Source organism: Pseudomonas sp. HS-18 (assembly GCF_020401845.1).
Lineage (GTDB): Bacteria > Pseudomonadota > Gammaproteobacteria > Pseudomonadales > Pseudomonadaceae > Pseudomonas > Pseudomonas nitroreducens.
Genome location: NZ_CP084413.1, coordinates 5,868,497 through 5,887,807 on the forward strand (window position 1 = coordinate 5,868,497; position 19,311 = coordinate 5,887,807).

Sequence of the window (19,311 nt, forward strand, 5' to 3'; positions counted from 1 at the left end):
GGAACCCTGCCGTCATTCCAGGCCCTCTGCTGTCATCTACTTGAGGTGTGTCGTGAGTCAACCTGCCCTGCGGGCTTTGCGGGAAGAACATCCCATGGCGGCCGAACCGACCGTCGTACAAGAACCGGTAGCCGCCAACGATCCGGCGGAGGTGCTGGCGAATCTGCGCGAGAGCGCGCGTGAAGCCAACGGCGACGTGGTACGCGTCGTCGAGGAAATCGAAACCTACATAGAGAAAGGCACCCCGGCCTTCATGCGCACTTCGCTGGCGCTGTTCTCCGGTGGCTTCGCCACCTTCGCCCTGCTCTACTGCGTGCAGCCGATGATGCCGGTGCTGTCCAAGGCCTTTGGCCTGACCGCCGCGCAGAGCAGCCTGGTACTGTCGATCTCCACCGTCACCATGGCCTTCGGCCTGCTCGTCACCGGGCCGATCTCCGACGCCATCGGACGCAAGCCGATCATGGTTGCTTCGCTGGTCCTCGCCGCCCTGTTTACCATTGGCAGCTCGCTGATGCCGACCTGGCACGGCGTGCTGGCCATGCGCGCGCTGCTCGGCCTGTCCCTCAGCGGCCTGGCGGCGGTGGGCATGACCTACCTTTCCGAGGAAATCCACCCGCAACACATCGGGCTGTCCATGGGGCTGTACATCGGCGGCAACGCCATCGGCGGCATGAGCGGCCGCTTGATCAGCGGCGTGCTGGTGGACTACGTGAACTGGCACGTGGCGCTAGCCACCCTGGGTGTGCTCGCCCTGGCCGCGGCGCTGCTGTTCTGGCGCATCCTTCCCGAATCGAAGAACTTCCGTCCGGCACCGCTCAAGCCACGCCGGCTCATCGAGGGATTCACCGGACATTTCCGCGATGCCGGCCTGCCCTGGCTGTTTCTCGAAGCCTTCCTGCTGATGGGTGCCTTCGTCACCCTGTTCAACTACATCGGCTATCGCCTGCTGGCTGAGCCTTATCACCTGAGCCAGGCCATCGTCGGCGTGCTCTCGCTGGTCTACCTCTCGGGCATCTACAGCTCGGCGTGGGTCGGGTCGCTGGCCGACAAGCTGGGCCGGCGCAAAGTGCTCTGGGCGATGATCGCGCTGATGCTCGGCGGCGTGCTGATCACCCTGCTGCAACCGCTGGCCGTGGTCCTGGTCGGTCTGCTGATCTTCACCTTCGGCTTCTTCGGCGCGCATTCGGTGGCCAGCAGCTGGATCGGCCGCCGCGCTCTGAAGGCCAAAGGCCAGGCCTCCTCTCTGTACCTGTTCAGCTACTACGTCGGCTCCAGCGTCGCCGGCACCGCTGGCGGGCTGTTCTGGCACCAGTACGGTTGGAACGGCGTGGGCCTGTTCATCGCCAGCCTGCTGGGCATCGGCCTGCTGGTGGCCCTGCACCTGGCACGCCTGCCAGTGTTACCGCGCGACCTTCCTGCACTCAACAAAGCTGGGTAGTTTCTACACACACGACATCGTGCATTCCTGAAAACGACATGGAACTGTCGTGCAAAGACATTAATCTCATATCCGATAACGCCTGCCAGGCGGGCGTTGTAGGATAAATTCCCAACCTACGACTTAAGTCGTAACAAAGTGTGGCGCGATCCTTGCGTTCACAATGTCGAACGACTTGTTGGAATCCTGAAACGGACCTCGACTCCCGCAGTACGCAATTCCCTCCGTAGTTGTAGGTAAAGCATGAGCAGCACCCCAACCTCCGGGCTCTCCCAGGGCCTGCAAAATCGTCACGTCACGATGCTTTCGATCGCCGGCGCCATCGGCGCAGGCCTGTTCGTAGGCTCCGGCCACGCCATCGCCGAAGCCGGCCCGGCCGTCATGATTTCCTATCTGGTCGCCGGCCTGCTGGTGGTCCTGGTGATGCGCATGCTGGCCGAAATGGCCGTCGCGCAGCCGGACAGCGGCTCCTTCTCCACCTACGCCGACCGTGCCATCGGGCACTGGGCCGGTTTCACCATCGGCTGGTTGTACTGGTGGTTCTGGGTCCTGGTGATCCCGCTGGAGGCCAACGCCGCCGCGGCCATCATCCACGCGTGGTTCCCCGGCGCGCCGATCTGGGTGCTGGCCTTCCTGATCACCTCCGCGCTGACCGTGACCAACCTGTTCAGCGTGAAGAACTACGGTGAGTTCGAGTTCTGGCTGGCGCTGATCAAGGTCGTCTCGATCATCGCCTTCCTGGTGCTGGGCTGCGCGGCCATCTTCGGCTTCTCGCCCAACAGCGAAGTCTCCGGCATCGGCCACCTGACCAGCGAAGGCTTCCTGCCCAAGGGCTGGGGCGCCGTGCTCGCTGCGCTGCTGACCACCATGTTCTCCTTCATGGGCTCGGAAATCGTCACCATCGCCGCCACCGAGTCCAAGGACCCGGAGCAGCAGATCACCCGTGCCACCAACTCGGTAATCTGGCGTATCGCGCTGTTCTACCTGCTGTCGATCCTGATCGTGGTCTGCCTGGTGCCGTGGAACGACCCGCGCCTGGTGAGCATGGGTTCCTACCAGACCGTGCTGGAACACCTGCACATCCCGTACGCCAAGCTGATCGTCGACATCATCGTCCTCGTCTCGGTAACCAGCTGCCTGAACTCGGCGCTCTACACCGCTTCGCGCATGATGTACTCGCTGAGCAAGCGCGGCGATGCACCGAAGATCGCCCAGGTAACCAGCGTCAGCCGTACTCCGGTGTATGCCGTGCTGCTGTCCACCGCCATGGCCTTCCTCTGCACCTTCGCCAACTACCTCGCCCCGGCCGAAGTGTTCAACTTCCTGCTGGCCAGCTCCGGCGCCATCGCCCTGCTGGTGTACCTGGTGATCGCCCTGTCGCAGCTGCGCATGCGCAAGAAGCTGCTCGCCCAGGGCCACCAGCTGAAGCTGAAGATGTGGCTGTTCCCCTGGCTGACCTGGGCGGTGATTCTGTTCATCGTCGGCGCCCTGGTGATCATGCTGATCCGTCCGGATCACCGCATGGAAGTGGTCGCCACTACCCTGCTGACCGTCGTAGTGGTCTGCTCCGGCCTGCTGGTGTCCAACCGTCGCAAGGCCCAGCGCGCCGCCGGCCTGGTGGGCGATGCCGCGTGACGCGCTCTGATGGGGCCTGATGCTCCATGAGGGAACGAAAAGCCCCGCTGTGAAGCGGGGCTTTTTTTGTTGTCGGGGAAAGCCTCTGCTGTTCGGGCCGATCACGGACGGAGTACGCTCCCACACGCGGATTGGCTTTTGCCGGTGCGAGGTTGGTTCGCGATACGCCGGAAGGCCCGGTGCCGGGTCGCGAACCCCGGAGCCAGAAACGAAAAAGCCCCGCATCCGCGGGGCTTTTCAGTTCGGCATCAGGCTCAGTGGTACTGTGCCGACAGCTCGTGCACGGCCTCGAAGAAGGCACCGGCATGGGCCGGGTCGACTTCCGGGGTGATGCCGTGGCCGAGGTTGAACACGTGGCCGGTGCCATTGCCGAAAGCGCCGAGGATGCGCGCCACTTCGGCACGGATGGCTTCGGGCTTGGCATAGAGCACCGCCGGGTCCATGTTGCCCTGCAGGGCGACCTTGTCACCGACGCGGGCGCGGGCGCTGCCGATGTCGCAGGTCCAGTCCAGACCCAGGGCTTCGGCGCCGGTATTGGCCATGGACTCCAGCCACAGGCCGCCGCCCTTGGTGAAGAGGATCACCGGCACGCGGCGCCCTTCGTGTTCGCGGATCAGGCCGTCGACGATCTTCTGCATGTAGGCCAGGGAGAACTCCTGGTAGGCCGCCGCCGACAGCGCGCCGCCCCAGGAATCGAAGATCTGCACCGCCTGTGCACCGGCGAGGATCTGGCCATTGAGGTAACTGGTGACCGACTGGGCCAGCTTGTCCAGCAGCGCGTGCAGGGCCTGCGGGTTGTCGTAGAGCATCGCCTTGGTCTTGCGGAAGTCACGACTGGAGCCGCCTTCGACCATGTAGGTGGCCAGGGTCCAGGGGCTGCCGGAGAAGCCGATCAGCGGGACGCGGCCATTCAGCTCGCGGCGGATGGTGCGCACGGCGTCCATCACGTAGCCCAGGTCCTTCTCCGGATCGGGGATCGGCAGGGCGTCGATGTCGGCCTGGGTGCTGACGACCTTCTTGAAGCGCGGGCCTTCGCCGGTCTCGAAGTACAAACCCTGGCCCATGGCGTCGGGAATGGTGAGGATGTCGGAGAAGAGGATCGCGGCGTCCAGCTGCGGGTAGCGGTCCAGCGGCTGCAGGGTCACTTCGCAGGCCATCTGCGGGTTCATGCACAGGCTCATGAAGTCACCGGCCTTGGCGCGCGTGGCGCGGTACTCCGGCAGGTAGCGGCCGGCCTGGCGCATCATCCAGACAGGGGTGACATCGACGGGCTGCTTGAGCAGGGCGCGGAGGAAGCGATCGTTCTTCAAGGCAGTCATAACGGCATCCGGCAAAAAAGTGCGGGTATTTTCGCAAAGCGCAAACGAAAAGGCACGGCGGGTGCCGTGCCTTTCGTCCATCGCGACAGTTTGTCGCTGCGCCATTCTCGTAGGGCGGATAAGGCATTCTGCCTCGCCCTACAGGGAACGCACTCAGACGCCCAGGTAGTCGAGGATACCTTCGGCTGCCGTGCGGCCTTCGAATATCGCCGTCACGACCAGGTCGGAACCACGGACCATGTCGCCGCCAGCGAAGATCTTCGGGTTGCTGGTCTGGTGCTTGAACTGCGCGGCGGCCGGGGCGATGACACGGCCCTGGCTGTCGATTTCCACCTGGTGCTGGTCGAACCACGGCGCCGGGCTCGGGCGGAAGCCGAAGGCGATCAGCACGGCTTCGGCCGGGATGATTTCCTCGGAGCCCGGGATCGGCTCGGGGCTGCGACGGCCACGGGCGTCCGGTTCACCGAGACGGGTCTCGACCACCTTCACGCCTTCCACCTTGTCCTCGCCGACGATGGCGATGGGCTGGCGGTTGAAGAGGAACTTCACGCCTTCTTCCTTGGCGTTCTTCACCTCTTTGCGCGAGCCGGGCATGTTCTCTTCGTCACGACGGTAGGCGCAGGTCACGCTCTTGGCGCCCTGGCGAATCGAGGTGCGGTTGCAGTCCATCGCGGTGTCGCCACCGCCCAGTACCACGACGCGCTTGCCCTTCATGTCGACGAAGTCTTCCGGCGACTTCTCGAAGCCCAGGTTGCGGTTCACGTTGGCGATCAGGAAGTCCAGCGCGTCGTGCACGCCGGGCAGGTCCTCGCCGGGGAAGCCGCCTTTCATGTAGGTGTAGGTGCCCATGCCCATGAACACGGCATCGTACTCATCGAGCAGTTGCGACAGGGTCACGTCCTTGCCGATCTCGGTGTTCAGGCGGAACTCGATGCCCATGCCGGTGAAGACTTCGCGACGGCGCGACAGCACCTGCTTCTCCAGCTTGAACTCGGGGATGCCGAAGGTCAGCAGGCCGCCGATTTCCGGGTTCTTGTCGAACACCACCGGAGTCACGCCGTTACGCACCAGCACGTCGGCGCAGCCCAGGCCCGCCGGGCCCGCACCGATCACGGCGACGCGCTTTCCGGTGGGCTTGACCTTGGACATGTCCGGGCGCCAGCCCATGGCGAAGGCGGTATCGGTGATGTACTTCTCCACCGAGCCGATAGTGACCGCGCCGAAGCCGTCGTTCAGGGTGCAGGCGCCTTCGCACAGGCGATCCTGCGGGCACACCCGGCCGCAGACTTCCGGCAGGGTGTTGGTCTGATGGGACAGTTCGGCGGCGGCGAGGATGTTGCCTTCGGAGACCAGCTTCAACCAGTTGGGGATGAAGTTGTGCACCGGGCACTTCCACTCGCAGTAGGGGTTGCCGCAGCCCAGGCAACGGTGGGCCTGGTCAGCCGCCTGTTGCGGCTTGAACAGGTCGTAGATTTCCACGAACTCGCGCTTGCGCTGGCGAAGAAGCTTCTTCTTCGGATCCTTGCGCCCGACTTCGATGAACTGGAAGTCGTTATTCAGGCGATCAGAACTCAGACGTTCAGACATTTAGAGACCTCATCAAACTTCAGGCGCTTATTGCGGGTTGGCACGGGTGCTGGTCAGCAGGGAACCGAGGCTGGCGGCCTTCGGTTTCACCAGCCAGAACCGACGCAGGTAGTCGTCGAGGTTCTCCAGCAGATGCGCGCCCCACTCGCTCGCGGTTTCCGCCACATACTCGACCAGCACCTTGCGCAGGTGGCTGCGCTGGGCTTCCATCGCCTCGCCGCTGATCCGCTGGATCTCCACCAGCTCATGGTTCACGCGGTCAACGAAGGTGTTGTCCAGGTCGAGGACATAAGCAAAGCCACCGGTCATACCGGAGCCGAAGTTGTAGCCGGTCTTGCCCAGAACACAGATGAAACCGCCGGTCATGTACTCGCAGCAGTGGTCACCGGTGCCTTCCACGACGGCATGGGCGCCGGAGTTACGCACGCCGAAACGCTCGCCCGCGGTACCGGCGGCGAACAGCTTGCCGCCAGTGGCGCCGTACAGGCAGGTGTTGCCGACGATGGCCGACTCCTGCGACTTGAACGGGCTGCCCTTGGGCGGGGTGACGACCAGCTTGCCGCCGGTCATGCCCTTGCCCACGTAGTCGTTGGCGTCACCTTCCAGATACAGGTGCAGGCCGCCGGCGTTCCATACGCCGAAGCTCTGGCCCGCAGTGCCCTTGAAGCGGAAGGTGATCGGCGCCTTGACCATGCCCTGGTTGCCATGGACCTTGGCGATCTCGCCGGAAATCCGCGCGCCGATGGAACGGTCGCAGTTGCAGATATCCAGTTCGTACTCGCCGCCCTTGGCACCTTCGATGGCGCCACGGGCCAGGTCGACCATCTTCTCGGCCAGCAGGCCCTGGTCGAACGGCGGGTTCTTCTCGACTTCGCAGAACTGCGGCTTCTCGGCCGGGATCAGGTCGCTGCCCAGCAGCGGCGTGAGGTCGAGGTTGCCCTGCTTGGGCGTCTCGCCCGGGAGGATTTCCAGCAGGTCGGTGCGGCCGATCAGCTCTTCCAGGCTGCGCACGCCGAGCTTGGCCAGCCACTCGCGGGTCTCGCTGGCGATGAAGGTGAAGAAGTTCACCACCATGTCCACGGTGCCAATGAAGTGGTCCTTGCGCAGCTTGTCATTCTGGGTGGCAACGCCGGTGGCGCAGTTGTTCAGGTGGCAGATGCGCAGGTACTTGCAGCCCAGGGCGATCATCGGCGCGGTACCGAAGCCGAAGCTCTCGGCGCCGAGGATGGCCGCCTTGATGACGTCCAGGCCGGTCTTCAGGCCGCCGTCGGTCTGCACGCGGACCTTACCGCGCAGGTCGTTGCCGCGCAGGGTCTGGTGCGCCTCGGCGAGGCCCAGCTCCCACGGCGAACCCGCGTACTTGATGGAGGTGATCGGCGAAGCGCCGGTACCGCCGTCGTAGCCGGAGATGGTGATCAGGTCGGCGTAGGCCTTGGCCACGCCGGCGGCAATGGTGCCCACGCCCGGTTCGGACACCAGCTTCACCGAGACCAGCGCCTGCGGGTTGACCTGTTTGAGGTCGAAGATCAGTTGGGCGAGGTCTTCGATGGAGTAGATGTCGTGGTGCGGCGGCGGCGAGATCAGGGTCACGCCGGGAACTGCGTAGCGCAGGCGGGCGATCAGACCGTTGACCTTGCCGCCCGGCAGTTGGCCGCCTTCGCCGGGCTTGGCGCCCTGGGCCACCTTGATCTGCAGGACTTCAGCGTTGACCAGGTACTCCGGGGTCACGCCAAAGCGGCCGGTGGCCACCTGCTTGATCTTCGAGCTCTTCAGCGTGCCGTAGCGCGCCGGGTCCTCACCGCCTTCACCGGAGTTGGAGCGGCCGCCGAGGCGGTTCATCGCTTCGGCCAGCGCCTCGTGGGCCTCCGGCGACAGCGCGCCGAGGGAAATGCCGGCGGCGTCGAAGCGCTTGAAGATGGCTTCCAGCGGCTCGATCTCGTCCAGGCTCAGCGGCTGCTCGGCAGGTTTCACCTTGAGCAGGTCGCGCAGCATGGACACCGGGCGGCTGTCCACCAGCGCGGTGTATTCCTTGAATTTGGCGTAGTCGCCCTGCTGCACGGCGGCCTGCAGGGTGTTCACCACGTCCGGGTTGTAGGCGTGGTACTCGCCGCCGTAGACGAACTTCAGCAGGCCGCCCTGCTGGATCGCCTTGCGGTTGTTCCAGGCTTCATTGGCCAGCAGCTTCTGCTCGTTCTCGATGTCGAGGAAGCGCGCGCCCTGGATACGGCTCGGGGTACCCGGGAAGCACAGGCCGGTGACTTCGTCGGCCAGGCCGATGGCTTCGAACAGCTGGGCGCCACGGTAGGAGGCGATGGTGGAGATGCCCATCTTCGAGAGGATCTTCAGCATCCCCTTGGAGATGCCCTTGCGGTAGTACTTGAAGACCTCGTAGAGGTCGCCCAGCACTTCGCCGGTGCGGATCAGGTCGGCCAGCACTTCGTAGGCGAGGTACGGGTAGACCGCGGACGCACCGAAGCCCACCAGCACCGCGAAGTGGTGCGGGTCACGGGCGGTGGCGGTTTCCACCAGGATGTTGGAGTCGCAGCGCAGGCCGGTCTGCACCAGACGGTGGTGCACGGCGCCGACGGCCAGGGCCGCGTGCACCGGCAGCTTGCCGGGGGCGATCTGACGGTCGGATAGCACCAGCAGCACCTTGCCGGCGCGTACGGCTTCCTCGGCCTGGTCGGCGATGTTGCGCACGGCCGCTTCGAGGCCGACGGATTCGTCGTAGTTCAGGTCGATGTGGTGCAGGTCGAAGCCCGGGCGCTCCAGATTCATCAGGGTCCGCCACTTGGCCGGGGAAATCACCGGGGTGGTCAGGATCGCCTGGTTGGCGTGGTGCGGGGACTCTTCGAAGATGTTCTGCTCGATGCCCAGACAGGTTTCCAGGGACATCACGATCGCTTCGCGCAGCGGGTCGATCGGCGGGTTGGTGACCTGCGCGAAGACCTGGCGGAAGTAGTCGTACGGCGAGCGGATGCGCTTGGACAGCACCGCCATCGGCGTGTCATCGCCCATCGAGCCGACCGCTTCCTGACCCTGCTCGGCGAGCGGGCGCAGCACCTGGTCACGCTCCTCGAAGGTGACCTGGAACATCTTCATGTACTGCTTGAGCTGGTCGCCGTCGTAGCTGGCCACGCCCTGGTCATCGTCCAGAGTCGCCTGGATACGCAGCGCGCTCTGGCGCAGCCACTGCTTGTACGGGTGGCGCGACTTCAGGCGGTTGTCGATGTCCTCGGTCTGCAGCAGCTGGCCAGTCTCGGTGTCCACCGCGAGGATCTGCCCCGGGCCGACACGGCCCTTGGCGATGACATCCTCGGGCTTGTAGTCCCACACGCCGATTTCCGAGGCGAGGGTGATGTAGCCGTTCTTGGTGGTGACCCAGCGCGACGGGCGCAGGCCGTTGCGGTCGAGCAGGCAGACGGCGTAGCGGCCGTCGGTCAGCACGACGCCGGCGGGACCGTCCCACGGCTCCATGTGCAGCGAGTTGAATTCGTAGAACGCGCGCAGATCGGCGTCCATGGTCTCGACGTTCTGCCAGGCCGGCGGAATGATCATGCGCAGGCCACGGAACATGTCCATGCCGCCGGTGACCATCAGCTCGAGCATGTTGTCCATGCTGGAGGAGTCCGAACCCACGCGGTTGACCAGCGGGCCGAGCTCGTCCAGGTCCGGCATCCACTCGTTGGCGAACTTGGCACGACGGGCCTGGGCCCAGTTGCGGTTGCCGGTGATGGTGTTGATCTCGCCGTTGTGCGCCAGCAGGCGGAACGGCTGGGCCAGCGGCCATTTCGGCAGGGTGTTGGTGGAGAAGCGCTGGTGGAAGACGCAGATGGCGGTCTTCAGGCGCTCGTCGGAGAGGTCCGGATAGAAGGCGGCGAGGTCCGCCGGCATCATCAGGCCCTTATAGATGATGGTCTTGTGCGAGAAGCTGCAGACGTAGTGGTCGGCGTCCTCCGCGTTGGCCACGGAGGAACGGCGACGGGAGCTGAACAGCTTGACCGCGAATTCCTGGTCGGACAGGCCTTCGCCGCCGATGAACACCTGCTCGATCTGCGGCAGGCGCTCCAGCGCCAGGCGACCCAGCACGCTGGTGTCGATCGGCACCTTGCGCCAGCCGACCAGCGTAAGGCCCGCACGCTCGATCTCGCGGTTCATGTTCGCGCGGGCGGCTTCGGCTTTCACCGGGTCCTGGTTGAAGAAGACCATGCCCACGGCGTACTGGGCGGGCAGCTCGGCGTTGAAGGATTCCTTGGCCACGGCGCGCAGGAACTGGTCGGGCTTCTGGATCAGCAGCCCACAACCGTCCCCGGTTTTTCCGTCCGCGTTGATCCCACCTCGGTGGGTCATGCAGGTCAGTGCTTCGATGGCGGTTTGCAGAAGTTCGTGGCTTGCCTCGCCCGTCATATGGGCGATCAGACCGAATCCGCAGTTATCCTTGAACGTCTCAGGATGGTACAGACCTGCTTTCATAGGGAACTCTCACCGGCAAAACTTTTATAAATTCCAGGGTCTGCTGACGTTTCGCCATCGCCCTGTTTCGCCGTGCAGGCTCGTTTCCCGCGCACCCTAAAGGCTCGGGCCGCCTCTATCGTGCAGCGCCGTTGTAGCCCCTGGTTCACCTGGAATGACCGTTCCGCGCGAGTTGCCACGTCTTACCCAACGCGGCGGCGGTTCCGGCCCTGGCCATGACGAAACGTCAGCAGACCCTCTTCAAGCACTTCGCCTGTCTACCCGCTCAAGCGGCGAGTTTCCGATAGGCAAAGGGAGGTCATTGTACACACGGGGAAAGCGACGTCACTTAATTTTTTTGACGCACTACTGACACCCGATGTCGCATTTTTATAAGAATGCGACAAAAGAAACAAGCCAATAAAAAAGCCGAGACCCAGGGTATGGGGCTCGGCTTTTTCAGTATTGCGACAGTGCAACCTTTCAGCGCGCCCCGGCGATGTCCTGCTGGATGCTGGAGAAGGGTCGGGCCCAGGGCTTGGAGGCCTGGATCTTCGCCGGCAGCTTCTTGATCGCAGCCTGGGCGGCATTACGGTCAGCGAAGTTGCCGTAGGTCACCACATAGAACGGCTTGCCCTGCAGGTTCTTGCGGAAGTAGCGGTACTCGCCGCCGCCCTGCTGGCTGATGAAGGCCTTGGCACTGGCTTCGGAACCGGTGCCCAGCACCTGCACGGAGTAGCGCGACCCGGCCTGGGACTGATACCAGCTGCTGCCGCCGGCACTGCCGACGGCTGCGACGGGCTTGCTGGCGGCGGTCGCCGGCTTGGCGCTGGCAACGGTGGTGGCAGGTTTGGACGCTGCCGGCTTGGCAGTCTGGACAGGCTTGGCCGGTGCGGTAGCGGCCGGCTTGACCGGCTCCGGGCGCGGCGTAGCCGCCGGAGTCGGCGTGGGCTGGATAGCGGCCTGCTGTTGGGCGGGGGCCGGCGGAACCGGGTTCAGCGGTTTAGGGCCGTTATTGGCCAGCGGAGTCACCGGCGGCGCGGTCGTGGTCACGGTCGGCGGAATGGCCGCGGACGGCATGGCGCCTTCGTCGGCATCCTCCTGGCCGCCGGCCTGGGCCATCGGCTCGCGGATCACCGGCTGGCTTTCGCCTACCAGCGGCAGCGGCAGCGGCTGGTTGGAACCGGCGAACTCCACCGACGGGCCATTACCCTGGGCATCAGGCTGCGGCTGAGCGTTCGGCTGCGGTGCAGCGCCATTCAGCGGCAGTTGCGACGAAGTCTGCGCAGCGGTGCTGCTCGCTGTCTCCGGCTTGGTGGTCTTGCCCTGCATGAACCAGGCAGCGATGACGCCAATCGCGACCACGCCCAGGATGGCCAGATGTTTCTTCGGCAGCTTGAAGCCGGCACCGGCCGCTTTGCGCTCGCCGCTACGATCCGCCAGCATCGCCTCGATCATCGCGTCGCGGGCGGTCTGGTTGATAGTGCCCGGCCAACCACCGGATTGTTCGTGAATGTCGGCCAGCAGGTCGGCGGAGATCAGCTCGATGCCCTGCCCCGCGCCTTCCAGGCGCTGCGCTAGGTACTCGCGGGTCTCTTCCTCGCTGTAGGGTTGCAGTTCGATGGCATGGAAGCGCTCCTCGCCTTCGGACAGCACTTCCAGGCGCGACAGCAACTCGGGCTCGCCGAACAGGAAGACGTGCAGGCGCGCTTCGGAGTTGCCGGCAGCCAGCAGCAGCAGGACTTCGAGGGCGTCGTCGCGCAGTTGCTCGGCGTCGTCCACCAGCAGATAAACGTCCTGCCCGGTGATCGCCAACTGGGCGACCTTGGCGAGGATCGCCTCGATGCTGGTCTGGGTGATACCCAGGCCTTGCGCGAGCTGTCGCAGCAGAGTGGCTTCGTCGGTCACTGAGCGACCGGAAATCACCACACTGGAGACGGCGTCCTTGTTGGTGCTGGCCACCAGCGCCTGGCGCAGCAGCGTCTTGCCGCTGCCCAGCGGGCCGGTGACGGCCAGCAGCAGGTGGCTGTAACGCGCCAGGTGGTGCAGCTGGCCCAGTACGGGCTTGCGCTGCGCCGGGAAGAACTTGAAGCCCGGGACCCGCGGTGCGAACGGATCGTGACTGAACTGGTAGTGGGCCAGGAAGGCCTCATCGGCATGCAAGCTGGACATGGGACCTCAGTGTTCTCCTGCCTGACCGACCAGTGCCTGGTAGTCAGCGCGCAGTGTTTCTTCCAGAATCTCACGGGGGAATTCGGCGGTCACGACCGCGCCCCCCAGCCCTTGGAGCAATACCAGACGCAAACGGCCATCGAGCACTTTCTTGTCGACAGCCATGTGCTCGAGAAAATGCTCGGCGTTCATTTCCTGCGGCGGGACCACCGGCAGTTTCGCCGCAGCAAGCAGGCGGATACCGCGGTCGAGTTCGGCCTTTGTCAGCCATCCCAGCCGATGCGACATCTCAAGTGCCATCACGGTTCCCGCCCCCACCGCCTCACCGTGCAACCAGACGCCATAACCCATGTGGGTCTCGATGGCGTGGCCGAAGGTGTGGCCCAGGTTGAGCGTGGCGCGGACGCCGGTTTCCTTCTCGTCGGCGCCGACCACTCGCGCCTTGGCGGCGCAGGAGCGCTCGATGGCCTCGGTCAGCGCGGTGGGCTCCAACGCCAGGAGGTCATCCATGTGCGCTTCCAGCCAAGTGAGGAAGGGCTCGTCGCAGATGAAGCCGTACTTGACCACTTCCGCCAAGCCCGCCGACAGCTCGCGCGGCGGCAGGGTCTTCAGGGTCGCGGTATCGATGACCACGGCCTGGGGCTGGTAGAAGGCCCCGACCATGTTCTTGCCCAGCGGGTGGTTGATGCCGGTCTTGCCGCCGACCGAGGAGTCCACCTGGGACAGCAGGGTGGTCGGCACCTGGATAAAGTCGACACCACGCTGGTAACAGGCCGCCGCGAAACCGGTCATGTCGCCGATGACGCCACCGCCCAGTGCGATCAGGGTGGTCTTGCGGTCATGGCGCGCGGTCAGCAGGCCATCGAAGATCAGTTGCAGGGTTTCCCACTGCTTGTAGGCCTCGCCGTCGGGGAGCACGACCGTGGTGACCTTGTAGCCGGCCAGGGTCTTCTGCAGTCGATCCAGGTACAGCGGCGCGATGGTTTCGTTGGTGACGATGGCTACCTGGCGGCCGCGAATATGCGGCTCGAAGTAGCGCGGATCGTCCAGCAGCCCTTCACCGATGTAGATCGGGTAGCTGCGATCGGCCAGATCGACGTTGAGTGTGCGCATGAAACCCCCAGGCAAGAAAGGGGACTAGGATACCGCAGATTGCAGCGCCGTTAATGGCGCTCAAGCTCACGCAACCGCTCCAGAATCTCCAGAACGACCAGGCGTGGAGGCCGCTCGTCGGTTTCGATGATCACGTCGGCGATTTCGCGATAGAGCGGGTCGCGCATCTGCATGAGATCACGAAGGATCTGGTCCGGATTGGGCTTCTGCAGCAGCGGGCGATTCTTGTCGCGCGCCGTGCGGGAAATCTGCTGCTCGACCGAGGCGTGCAGGTAGATCACCTTGCCGCCGGCCTTGAGGATGAGCCTATTGGCGTCGCGCATCACCGCGCCGCCACCGGTGGCAATGACCATGCCCCCTTCATCGCACAACTCGGCCAGCATCGCCTGCTCACGCTCACGGAAGCCCGCCTCGCCCTCGACATCGAATATCCAGGGGATGTTGGCTCCGCAGCGCTGCTCGATCTCTTTATCCGAATCTTTGAAGACGAGGTGAAGCTCTTTGGCGAGAAGACGCCCGATGGTGCTTTTACCAGCCCCCATCGGGCCTACCAGAATCAAATTGGACACGACATTGATCAACGGCCGACTGCAATGGCCTGATTATTCATGATCCGCGGGGTAAGGAAAACCAGTAGCTCGTTCTTGCTGTCGGTTACCGAATCCCGACGGAACAGTCGGCCCAGCACCGGAACGTCACCCAGGAACGGAACCTTGTCGGTCGCCTTAGTCTGCGTATTGGAGAATACACCACCGATCACGATGGTCTCGCCATCATTGACCAGCACCTTGGCATTCACTTCGTTCTTCTTGATCGGAGGAACACCATTGAGCGCATTGGCGTAGTCCGGCTCATCCTTGTTGACCTTCACTTCCATGATGATGCGGTTGTCCGGCGTGATCTGTGGGGTCACCTCCAAGGACAGTGCCGCCTCCTTGAAGGACACCGAGGTCGCGCCACTGGAGCTGGCTTCCTGGTACGGAATCTCCGAGCCCTTGAGGATCTTTGCGGTTTCCTTGTCGGAAGTAACGACTTTCGGCTGGGAAACGACCTCGCCGTTGCCGCCCTTCTCCATCGCAGAGAGTTGCAAGTCGAGAATTGCGTTGTTGGAAACGAAGCCGATACCGATACCAGAGGTGGCATTGGTTGCCCCGAGATCAACCGATGGAGTCGGGGAATTGCTTCCAGATGTCGGCAGAGTACATCCGTTGACAAATGGGCCACAGCCAGCACCGGCGGTACCACCAGTACCAATATTGCCATCCTTACCCCAACTGGCCCAGTTACCAAAGGTGAAAGCGCCACCCCAACGAACACCCAGGCTTTTGCTGTAATCCACCGAGGCCTCAACAATGCGCGCTTCGATCATGACTTGGCGCACCGGAATATCCAGCTGAGCAACAATCCGACGCAGCTCGTCCAGACGATCCTGAGTCTGGTACGCGATGATAGCATTGGTGCGATCATCGACAGTGATAGACCCGCGAGTATCGGGCTGAGCACCAGCGCCCGCGCCCCCCGTTACAGAGTTGAACAGTTTGGCAATGTCGGCAGCCTTGGCATAGTTCACCTGAATCAGCTCACGACGCAGCGGCGCCAGCTCGGAAATCTGCTTTTGCGCCTCCAACTCCTGACGCTCACGAGCCGCGATCTCATCGGCCGGCGCGACCAGCAGCACGTTGCCAACCTTACGCTTGTCCAGGCCCTTGGTCTTGAGCACCAGATCCAGAGCCTGATCCCACGGTACGTTCTGCAGACGCAGGGTGATATTGCCCTGCACTGTATCGGAAGCCACCAGGTTGAGGTCGGTGAAGTCAGCAATAAGCTGCAGCACCGACCGCACATCAATGTCTTGGAAGTTCAGCGACAGCTTCTCGCCGGAGTAGGCGAAGCTGTCCTTCTTGCGCTTCTCCGCATCGTCCTGGGTCAGAGGCTTGATGCTGACCGTCATGCGGTTATCGGTCTGATAGACCAAATAGTCGTATAGCCCGGTCGGCTCAATGGTGATGCTGGCCTTATCACCTACTGCCGATGCGTTGACGAACTGCACCGGAGTGGCGAAGTCCTTCACATCCAGGCGTACACGTAGGTTGTCCGGCAATTGGGTACGCGGGAAGTCCAGACGAATCTTGCCGCCCTGCTCCTGGATATCCGGGCTGACGGTCGGATCGGACAGATCGATCACGACATTGCCTTCGCCCTGCTCGCCCCGCTGGAAATCAACATTACGAATAGCCTTGCCCACCGGAATGTACGGCCTAGGTGCGGCCGGCCGCGTGATCGGGACAGATGTCGACGCCGCCGCAACGCTGGCCGTCGAGTTTTTGGCCGAACCACCTACTACGACATAAAGGTTGGAGCCGTCAGCACGGGTGCTGTAAGGGACCAGAGTGGTCAGGTTCACGATCAGACGCGTGCGATCTTTGGCCTCGACCACAGTCAGACTACGGGCATTACCGACACCCAACTCGCGATTCTTGCTACCCAGCTTGTTCTGCACGCCCGGCAGGTCCAATGCAATGCGCGCAGGCTGTTCGATGGTATAGCCACGCGGCGCGGCTACCGGCTCGTCGAAGCCCAGCTTGAGCTCCACACGGTCGCCCGGCAGGGCCGCCACGTCGACGCTCTGCAGGTTTGCAGCCAGCAGAGTCGGTGCAAATACGGCCAGGAGCACGGAAATGCCCAGGCGGGAAAGCGTTCTATTCATCGTCTGAATCCGTCGTGCAGACTGCTGTTTGTTATCCATGTTCATCCCCGCCCTTAGGAGCGTTCCTTGAGAGTCAGGCTGCGCGGACGCTCCAGCCAGCCACCCTCACCATCAGGAACGATTTCAATCACGTCGATCTTGGCTTCGCTGATCGCAACGATCTTGCCGTCGTTGCGCCCAAGGTAGTCACCCACTCGTACCCGGTGCACCCCTCCTGCACCTTTCACAAGGGCAAATACCTGACTGTCCTTGGCCAGAGTACCGACCATTTCGAAAGTCTCGATGTTGAAGCCTTCGAGGAACTGCCTGACCCGGGTTTCATCGGGCTTGATGACCCTATTACCCTTCTGCTTGACCGCAAGATCGATCTTCACCGGAGGCTGGAACGGACTGCGCAGGGACGAGGCGCTGTAGGTGAACGCCTCATACGCCTGGAACTTGGGCAGCGGCTCGATGGCGCCCTTCGGACGAGCGCGGACCTCATCCATGTAGGCTTGCAAATCGGCGAAATCGCTTCCCGAGCCACAGCCGTTCAAGGTCAGAAGCAGGAAACTGCAAATGATCAGGCGCACCCTCATTTATTCGCTCCTGCAGCCGGGACAGTAGCTTTCACGCCCTTGTCGTTGTACCGATAGGTCTTCGCCAGAATGCTCATGCGCAGCTTCGAGGTGCTGTCCGGGCTGGCCGGCTTGATGTCGAAATCATGCAGCGTCACGATCCGTGGCAGGCTGGCCACACCGCTGACGAAGGTAGCCAGGTCGTGATACCCCCCTACAACGCTGATCTGGATCGGCAGCTCGATGTAGAATTGCTGGGTAACTTCCGGCAGCAGCTTGATCTCTTCGAACTCCAGGCCACTGCCCAGACCGGTGCGGGTGATGTCTTCCAGCAGCCCAGGCACCTCGGTATCGCTCGGCAGTTGACGCAGCAAGGCACCGAAGGACTCTTCCATTTCCTTCATCTGTACCTTGTAGGCGTCCAGGTTTGCCGCCTGGAAGGCCTTGGTCGAGAACTGCTGCTTGAGGGTCTGCTCCTCGTCGCGATTGCGGTCCAGCTGATCCTGCAGATCCTTCAGGTGGAAGTTGTACCCGAGCACCAGTACCACAGCCATCACCAGTACGCAGGCGATGAACTTGACCGCTGCCGGCCAGGAGCCGAGGTTGTTCAGGTCAAGATCGTTGATATCGATCTTGCGCAAGCTCTCCAGAGAACTGGCCAGACTCATTTCTTGGCTCCTTGCGCGGCGCTGGTCTTGTTCTGATCCTCGCCGCCGGGCTGGGTCTGCTGCACGGTCAACTGGAAGACGTTCGCCTGATCCAGTGCGCCCTGAGTGACGGCCTTCACTTCGGTGAGGTTCGGCGACATCAGCCACTCCGATGCATCCAGGTTACGCATCAGGTTGGAGACGCGATTGTTGGATTCGGCCGCCCCCGCAATGGAAATCGACTTCCCGGACATCTTCAGCTCGGTGAAGAACACGCCATCGGGCAAGGTGCGGACCAGCTGATCGAACACCCGGCCAATGATCGGGCGGTTGCCCTGCAGGTCCTGGATGATCTTCATCCTTTCCAGCAACTGCTGGCGACGGGTCTTCAGCTCGCTGATCTCCTTGATCCGGGCATCCAGCACGGCGATTTCCTTGCGCAGGAAGTCATTGCGCGCACTCTGGTTCTCGATGGCCGAATTGAAGTACTGGTCCCCCAGGAAAATCAGGGCCCCGGAGGCCAGCAGCACAACACCGAGGATCACCAGGAAGCGTTGCTTGCGTTCCTCGCGCAGTTGCTCTCGCCAGGGCAATAAGTTGATGCGAGCCATCAGTCGAAACTCCTCATCGCCAGACCGCAGGCAATCATCAGCGCCGGCGCATCGCTGGCCAGCGCACCGGCGTTGACCTTGCCGCTCAGCACCATGTCGGCGAACGGGTTGGCCACCAGGGTCGGAGTACCGATCTTCTGCTGGATCAGGCGATCCAGGTCAGGGATGGACGCAGTGCCACCCGCCAGCAGGATGTAATCCACATCGTTGAACTGACCGGCGGCGAAAAAGAACTGCAAGGAACGGGACACCTGCTGGACCACGGCATCCTTGAACGGTTGCAGCACTTCGCTGTCGTAGTCATCCGGAAGACCGCCCTGCTTCTTGGCAAGGCCAGCTTCTTCGACCGACAGGCCATAGCGACGCTGGATTTCCTCGGTCAACTGACGCCCACCGAAGAGCTGTTCGCGCGTATAGATGGTGCGTCCGTGGTGCAGGACGCTCAGCGTGGTCATGGTGGCGCCGATATCGACCACCGCAACTGTGAGCTCGTCGGCATTGCCGCCCAGCTGGTCTCCCAGCAGACTGAATGCTCGCTCCAGCGCATAGGCTTCGACGTCGACGACCTTGGCTGTCAGACCCGCGAGCGCCAGCGCAGCTTCGCGCACCTCGACGTTTTCCTTGCGGCAAGCGGCAAGAAGAACATCGACGCGCTCTGCGTTGCGCGCGGACGTGCCTTGCACCTCGAAGTCGATGGCAACCTCTTCGAGGGGATAGGGGATGTACTGGTCGGCCTCGATCTTGAGCTGGTTTTCCAGCTCGTCGTCCGAGAGTCCGCCGTCCATCTCGATGGTTTTGGTGATGACCGCCGAGCCGGCAACCGCGACCGCAGACGTTTTCACAGCGGTCCGCGCCTTGGCGACCACACGTGACAACGCCTGGCCGACACCCTCCAGCTCAGCGATGTTCTTTTCTACCACTGCATTGGGCGGGAGCGGCTCGACAGCGTAGGCCTCTACCTTGTAGCGGCCTCCAGAGCGGCTCAATTCGAGAAGTTTGACCGAAGTCGAACTGATGTCTATCCCCAGCAGCGTGTTCGCTTTCTTATTGAAGAGCCCTAGCACGACTGATTT

General features: G+C 63.1%; 13 protein-coding genes. 2 read left to right on the top strand and 11 right to left on the bottom strand.

Annotated features, from left to right (window positions below):
* Positions 1 to 94 precede the first annotated feature (94 nt).
* Both LDJ84_RS27315 and gabP read left to right on the top strand, forming a co-directional pair.
* Positions 95 to 1,438 (top strand): MFS transporter, encoded by a 1,344-nt coding sequence (locus LDJ84_RS27315; protein WP_226045617.1) that lies wholly within the window; start codon positions 95 to 97, stop codon positions 1,436 to 1,438.
* A gap of 243 nt (positions 1,439 to 1,681) precedes the next feature.
* Positions 1,682 to 3,073, top strand: a complete 1,392-nt coding sequence (gene gabP / locus LDJ84_RS27320) for a GABA permease (protein WP_038803337.1) — start codon at positions 1,682 to 1,684, stop codon at positions 3,071 to 3,073.
* A 254-nt stretch (positions 3,074 to 3,327) separates the two neighbouring features.
* Here the strand turns inward: gabP and hemE are convergent, their stop codons facing one another.
* The 11 genes from hemE to LDJ84_RS27375 form a co-directional block, all read right to left on the bottom strand.
* On the bottom strand, positions 3,328 to 4,392 hold the full coding sequence (hemE, locus tag LDJ84_RS27325) for a uroporphyrinogen decarboxylase (RefSeq protein ID WP_065327917.1): 1,065 nt from the start codon (positions 4,390 to 4,392) through the stop codon (positions 3,328 to 3,330).
* Between the two features lie 153 nt (positions 4,393 to 4,545).
* Positions 4,546 to 5,979 carry an FAD-dependent oxidoreductase gene (locus tag LDJ84_RS27330; RefSeq protein ID WP_065327918.1) on the bottom strand — a complete coding sequence of 478 codons (1,434 nt, stop codon included), beginning with the start codon at positions 5,977 to 5,979 and terminating at the stop codon, positions 4,546 to 4,548.
* A gap of 27 nt (positions 5,980 to 6,006) precedes the next feature.
* Entirely contained in the window at positions 6,007 to 10,452 is a 4,446-nt protein-coding gene (gltB, locus tag LDJ84_RS27335; RefSeq protein WP_065327919.1) for a glutamate synthase large subunit, read from the bottom strand.
* A 462-nt stretch (positions 10,453 to 10,914) separates the two neighbouring features.
* Positions 10,915 to 12,603: an AAA family ATPase gene (locus tag LDJ84_RS27340; RefSeq protein WP_065327920.1), complete on the bottom strand. Its 1,689-nt coding sequence runs from the start codon at positions 12,601 to 12,603 to the stop codon at positions 10,915 to 10,917.
* 6 nt (positions 12,604 to 12,609) lie between these two features.
* Positions 12,610 to 13,716, bottom strand: a complete 1,107-nt coding sequence (gene aroB, locus LDJ84_RS27345; RefSeq protein ID WP_024764143.1) for a 3-dehydroquinate synthase — start codon at positions 13,714 to 13,716, stop codon at positions 12,610 to 12,612.
* A gap of 50 nt (positions 13,717 to 13,766) precedes the next feature.
* Positions 13,767 to 14,258, bottom strand: a complete 492-nt coding sequence (gene aroK, locus LDJ84_RS27350) for a shikimate kinase AroK (protein ID WP_052239087.1) — start codon at positions 14,256 to 14,258, stop codon at positions 13,767 to 13,769.
* 35 nt (positions 14,259 to 14,293) lie between these two features.
* Positions 14,294 to 16,423, bottom strand: coding sequence for a type IV pilus secretin PilQ (gene pilQ, locus LDJ84_RS27355; protein ID WP_065327921.1), 2,130 nt, complete (start codon positions 16,421 to 16,423; stop codon positions 14,294 to 14,296).
* 53 nt (positions 16,424 to 16,476) lie between these two features.
* Positions 16,477 to 17,001 (bottom strand): type 4a pilus biogenesis lipoprotein PilP, encoded by a 525-nt coding sequence (pilP, locus tag LDJ84_RS27360; protein WP_065327922.1) that lies wholly within the window; start codon positions 16,999 to 17,001, stop codon positions 16,477 to 16,479.
* Complete coding sequence (gene pilO, locus LDJ84_RS27365; protein WP_065327923.1) at positions 16,998 to 17,648, bottom strand: type 4a pilus biogenesis protein PilO; 651 nt, start codon at positions 17,646 to 17,648, stop codon at positions 16,998 to 17,000. The genes pilP and pilO overlap by 4 nt, the downstream gene beginning before the upstream one ends.
* Positions 17,645 to 18,238: a type 4a pilus biogenesis protein PilN gene (gene pilN, locus LDJ84_RS27370; RefSeq protein WP_065327924.1), complete on the bottom strand. Its 594-nt coding sequence runs from the start codon at positions 18,236 to 18,238 to the stop codon at positions 17,645 to 17,647. The genes pilO and pilN overlap by 4 nt, the downstream gene beginning before the upstream one ends.
* Positions 18,238 to 19,302: a pilus assembly protein PilM gene (locus LDJ84_RS27375; RefSeq protein WP_024764148.1), complete on the bottom strand. Its 1,065-nt coding sequence runs from the start codon at positions 19,300 to 19,302 to the stop codon at positions 18,238 to 18,240. Before LDJ84_RS27375 ends, pilN begins: the two co-directional genes overlap by 1 nt.
* Between the last annotated feature and the right edge of the window lie 9 nt (positions 19,303 to 19,311).

What these genes read in the sequence shown, in the direction of transcription:
- LDJ84_RS27315 (WP_226045617.1), top strand. Translation starts at nt 95, where the DNA reads ATGGCGGCCGAACCGACCGTCGTACAAGAACCGGTAGCCGCCAACGAT.
- gabP (WP_038803337.1), top strand. Translation starts at nt 1,682, where the DNA reads ATGAGCAGCACCCCAACCTCCGGGCTCTCCCAGGGCCTGCAAAATCGT.
- hemE (WP_065327917.1), bottom strand. Translation starts at nt 4,392, where the DNA reads ATGACTGCCTTGAAGAACGATCGCTTCCTCCGCGCCCTGCTCAAGCAG.
- LDJ84_RS27330 (WP_065327918.1), bottom strand. Translation starts at nt 5,979, where the DNA reads ATGTCTGAACGTCTGAGTTCTGATCGCCTGAATAACGACTTCCAGTTC.
- gltB (WP_065327919.1), bottom strand. Translation starts at nt 10,452, where the DNA reads ATGAAAGCAGGTCTGTACCATCCTGAGACGTTCAAGGATAACTGCGGA.
- LDJ84_RS27340 (WP_065327920.1), bottom strand. Translation starts at nt 12,603, where the DNA reads ATGTCCAGCTTGCATGCCGATGAGGCCTTCCTGGCCCACTACCAGTTC.
- aroB (WP_024764143.1), bottom strand. Translation starts at nt 13,716, where the DNA reads ATGCGCACACTCAACGTCGATCTGGCCGATCGCAGCTACCCGATCTAC.
- aroK (WP_052239087.1), bottom strand. Translation starts at nt 14,258, where the DNA reads ATGGGGGCTGGTAAAAGCACCATCGGGCGTCTTCTCGCCAAAGAGCTT.
- pilQ (WP_065327921.1), bottom strand. Translation starts at nt 16,423, where the DNA reads ATGAATAGAACGCTTTCCCGCCTGGGCATTTCCGTGCTCCTGGCCGTA.
- pilP (WP_065327922.1), bottom strand. Translation starts at nt 17,001, where the DNA reads ATGAGGGTGCGCCTGATCATTTGCAGTTTCCTGCTTCTGACCTTGAAC.
- pilO (WP_065327923.1), bottom strand. Translation starts at nt 17,648, where the DNA reads ATGAGTCTGGCCAGTTCTCTGGAGAGCTTGCGCAAGATCGATATCAAC.
- pilN (WP_065327924.1), bottom strand. Translation starts at nt 18,238, where the DNA reads ATGGCTCGCATCAACTTATTGCCCTGGCGAGAGCAACTGCGCGAGGAA.